The following is a 4,296-nucleotide window of genomic DNA, read 5'->3' as shown; positions in this document are numbered from 1 at the left end:
GGCAGATATCGCCCGTCGAACTCCTCGAAGCCTGCATCGCGCGCATTGAGGCGGTGAACCCTTTCGTGAACGCTGTGACGGCCACTTGCTACGAACGCGCACGCGCTGAGGCCAAGGCGGCCGAGCGCGCGGTGCTGGAGGGCCGCACCCTCGGCCTGCTGCACGGCCTGCCGATGGGCGTGAAAGATCTCGAGGCCACCGAGGGCTTGCTGACCACCTTGGGCTCACCGCTGTACCGCGACCATGTGCCCGCTGCCGACAATGTGCTGGTGGCGCGGCTACGCGCAGCTGGCGCGATCGTGGTCGGAAAGACCAACGTGCCCGAGCTGGGGGCCGGCGCAAACACCCGCAACGGGGTGTGGGGCGCTACCGGCAACCCCTTCGACCCCAGGCTCAACGCCGGCGGTTCATCCGGTGGATCGGCGGCGGCGCTGGCCTGCGACATGCTTCCGGTTTGCACCGGATCCGACACCGGGGGATCGCTGCGCATTCCGGCGGCCCTGTGCGGTGTGGTGGGTTTTCGGCCCTCGCCAGGATTGGTGCCGAGTTCGCGCAAGCCGCTCGGCTGGACGCCGATCTCGGTGGTCGGGCCTATGGGGCGTACCGTCGCCGACGCCTGTCTGCAACTGGCGGCGTCAGCCGGCGCCGCCGTGGGCGACCCGCTCAGCTATCCAGTAGACCCAGCCGGTTTCCTGGATCCGCCGGCTGTGGACCTCGGCGCCCTGCGCGTCGGCTGGACCGAGGACTTCGGCGCCTGCGACGTCGACGCCTCGATCCGCGGGACCTTTCGCCGCAAGATCGCCTCGATGAAGCACCTATTCCGTAATTGCGACGAGGTGAAGTTCGAGCTTGGCGATGCGCACCGCTGTTTCGATGTGCTGCGCGCCGAGGCCTTTGTCGCCAGCACGCGCGATGCCTATGAACGCGACCCCGCTAGCCTTGGCCCCAACACGCGAGCCAATTTCGAGATCGGCGCCGCGATGAGTTTGCTCGACTGTGCCTGGGCCCAGGCAGAGCAGACGCGCATCCTGTCGCGCTTTGACGCCACGATGGCCGGCTACGACCTGATTCTTGCGCCGACCACACCGGTATCGCCTTTCCCCTGGACCATGCTGTATGCGGACACTGTCGACGGCAAGCCGCAAAGCAACTACTACCGCTGGCTGGCGCTGACTTATGTGGTCACGTTGACTACCTTGCCGGCACTCAGCCTGCCCTGCGGACTCGACCACGCCGGCATGCCGTTCGGGCTGCAACTGATCGGCCGCTTCCGCGCGGACCATCACGTGCTGGGCGTGGCTGCGGCGATGGAGCAGGCCTTTGCCGGGTCTGAGGAGCTGCGGCGGCCGCGTCCCGCGCTCGATCGCCTGCATGCCGTCGAGCCCGCCCTGACCTCGATCGTGACGGCACCTCCGGTTTTCGGAAAACGCCCTGACGGCGTAGTGGCTCTCAGCCATGTCTAACGCCGCCATGCCTGCGCGGACGCTGCCTGTGGCATTGGGTCCGGATCTCAGCGCCAGCCTGCAATTCATGCTGCGGACCACCGCGGAAAGTGGGCAGCACAACGCCCTGCGAGAGGCCCTGGGTGACCCGAAGGTGCAGGCCCTCGTTGTGGTTCTTCCACTGAGTGAGTCGCCCGCCGCAACATGGGCTGCGTGCCTGTCGCAGCCTGATTCGCTCGGGCAGTGGCTGGGCCTCTCGTGTATTTGAGAAAGGCACGCCCCAGTAGCGGAAAAAAAGCCCGGCGATGAACCGGGCTTTTTATTGCATGCGCCTGAAAATTCAGGGCTTGTTTCAGGGCTTGTTCTTGCTCATCCAGTCGGTCTGGCAAGGTCTGCAAGACTTTTTTTTGGCCTGAAAAAACCTGCGGCTGCAACGCGTTCCAGTGTCCATGTCATCGTGACGTCACATCCGCTGGCGACCATGCAGCCTGCTTCAACCACGGATGACACATGTTCTCATTTCACCTGGCCGACACCACCGGCCTATCGACAACCGGCCGAGCCGGCCTTCTTCCCTCCCTGATACTGGTGCTGCTGGCTTCTCCCTTGCCCGCGCTGGCGCAGTCGCCTGCGGCATTTCCGGCCACGCTGGCCGGCCACGTGGTCATGCCGGCGCAATCATTCATTGCGGCACCCAAAGATGCGCCGCAAGACCTGCAGGTCAGCGGCAAGTTCACCAATGGCAAGCGCACCGAGGCACTGGGCACGGTGGAAGGCCTGTCTGCCGGCAGGCCGACGGGTGTTGGCGTGCCGTTCAAGGGTCAACCCCTGCAGGGCCACTCCGGCATCAAGAAAATGCCCGACGGCAGTTTCTGGATCCTGACCGACAACGGCTTTGGCTCCAAAGCCAATTCGCCGGATGCCATGCTGTACCTGGACCGCTACAAGGTCGACTTCAAGGGCGGCGCCATGAAGCGGCTGGAAACGATCTTCTTGCACGACCCTGATAAAAAAGTGCCGTTTCGCATTGTTCATGAAGGCACAAAGCAGCGCTACCTCACCGGCAGCGACTTTGACACCGAGAGCTTCCAGTTTGCCGGTGGGGCCTTGTGGATCGGCGACGAGTTCGGCCCTTTCCTGATCAAGGCCGACATGAAAGGCAAAGTGCTGGCGGTGGTTGAAACGCTGGTCGACGGCAAGGTGGTGCGTTCGCCCGATCATCCTGCCGTCACCACCCCCGGTGCGCCCGGCGGATCGGTCGACTTCCAGATCAAGCGCTCCAAGGGCTTCGAAGGCATGGCGTCGTCAAAAGACGGCAGCAAGCTCTATGCGCTGCTCGAAGGCCCGGTATGGAATGCCGAGGCGAAAGACTATGAACGCGTGGCCGGCAAGGAGGCCCTGCGCGTGCTGGAGTTCGACGTCCAGGCGGGCAAGTGGAGCGGCCGCTTATGGCTGTATCCGCTGGAGGCCAATGGCAATGCCATCGGCGACTTCAACATGATCGACGCCACGACCGGCCTCATCATCGAGCGCGACAATGGCGAAGGCACGGCCGACAAAGCCTGCCCCGAAGGCCAGAAGCGCACTGATTGCTTTCACGACATCGCCAAGTTCAAGCGTGTCTACAAGATTGAAATGACGGACGCGAATGTGGGCGGGCCGGTGCGCAAGGTCGGCTACATCGATCTGCTGAACATTGCCGACCCGGCGAAGCTGGCGCGCAAGCCGCTGAACAACGGCGTGCTGACATTCCCGTTCTTCACCATTGAAAACGTGGACGTGGTGGACGCCACCCACATCGTGGTCGGCAACGACAACAACCTGCCGTTTTCCAGCAGTCGCGAGCCGAACAAGGCGGACGACAACGAACTGATCCTGCTGGAAGTGGGTGACTTCCTTAAAGCCCAGTAGAACCTCAGCCGGAGCTGCAGCGCAGGCTGCTATTGATTTAATAGCTGCTTGCGCACGTCCTGAGCGGGCTACAGGCCTAAAACGCTTACATTTTCGACTGAAACACCAACCCGGCGTGCTCGCGCAGCGCGTGGAACTTGATTTTGGGCCATTGCTGCTCCACGGCGCGCAGGGTGGCGCTGTGGTCTACCAGCAGCGTGGGTGCATCGACGGCATCCAGAGCCACGCGGTGCGCATTGGCGTCCATGAATTTCTTGAGTTCGTTCGGGTCTTCGGACGTCACCCAGCGCGCCAGGTTGAAGTTGCTGCCCATGATGCGGGCCTTGACGCCGTACTCATGCTCCAGGCGGTGCGCCACCACTTCAAACTGCAACTGGCCGACGGCGCCCAACAGCAGCAATGAGCCGGCAATCGGACGGAACACCTGGATCGCGCCTTCTTCACCGAGCTGGGTGAGGCCCGCGCGCAACTGCTTGCTGCGCAGCGGGTCGGCCACTTCCACGGCGCGGAACATTTCAGGCGCGAAGAAGGGCAGGCCGGTGAACTGCAGGGCTTCACCTTCGGTCAGCGTGTCGCCCAGCTGCAGCACGCCGTGGTTCGGAATGCCGATGATGTCGCCGGCAAAAGCCGTGTCCAGCAACTCGCGGCGCTGGCTCATGAAGCTCACCACGGTATTGGGCCGCAGCTCCTTGCCGCTGCGCACCACCTTCAGGCGCATGCCGCGGGTGAATTCGCCGCTGGCCACGCGCAGGAAGGCAATGCGGTCGCGGTGGGCCGGGTCCATATTGGCCTGGATCTTGAAGACCACGCCGGAGAATTTTTTCTCTTCAGGGTGCACCACGCGCTGGATGGCTTCGCGGTCGGATGGCGCAGGGGCCAGGTCGACCAGCGCGTCCAGCACTTCCTGCACGCCGAAGTTGTTGATGGCCGAGCCGAAGAACAT

The 4,296-nt window shown here is 63.6% G+C and carries 4 protein-coding genes; 3 read left to right on the top strand and 1 reads right to left on the bottom strand.

Annotated elements, in window-relative coordinates; all coding sequences use genetic code 11:
• From ABI546_RS18355 to ABI546_RS18345, 3 genes are all read left to right on the top strand, one after another.
• On the top strand, positions 1–1,463 hold a 1,463-nt coding region (locus ABI546_RS18355), incomplete at its 5' end, for an amidase family protein (RefSeq protein ID WP_348048875.1).
• Entirely contained in the window at positions 1,456–1,710 is a 255-nt protein-coding gene (locus ABI546_RS18350) for a hypothetical protein (protein ID WP_348048873.1), read from the top strand. The genes ABI546_RS18355 and ABI546_RS18350, both read left to right, overlap by 8 nt.
• 242 nt (positions 1,711–1,952) lie before the next feature.
• Positions 1,953–3,353, top strand: coding sequence for an esterase-like activity of phytase family protein (locus ABI546_RS18345; protein ID WP_348048871.1), 1,401 nt, complete (start codon positions 1,953–1,955; stop codon positions 3,351–3,353).
• Positions 3,354–3,438: 85 nt separating this feature from the next.
• Here ABI546_RS18345 and ABI546_RS18340 read toward each other — a convergent pair.
• A partial coding sequence (locus tag ABI546_RS18340) for an EF-Tu/IF-2/RF-3 family GTPase (RefSeq protein WP_348048869.1) occupies positions 3,439–4,296 on the bottom strand: 858 nt, incomplete at its 5' end.

Origin of the sequence: Polaromonas sp. (assembly GCF_039932935.1) — a bacterium.
Classification (GTDB): domain Bacteria; phylum Pseudomonadota; class Gammaproteobacteria; order Burkholderiales; family Burkholderiaceae_C; genus Polaromonas.
The sequence above is the reverse complement of the archived record's forward strand: the minus strand, read 5'-3'. Positions and strand labels throughout refer to the sequence as shown.

Coding starts and splice junctions, on each gene's coding strand:
- ABI546_RS18350 (WP_348048873.1), top strand. CDS start 1,456: ATGTCTAACGCCGCCATGCCTGCGCGGACGCTGCCTGTGGCATTGGGT.
- ABI546_RS18345 (WP_348048871.1), top strand. CDS start 1,953: ATGTTCTCATTTCACCTGGCCGACACCACCGGCCTATCGACAACCGGC.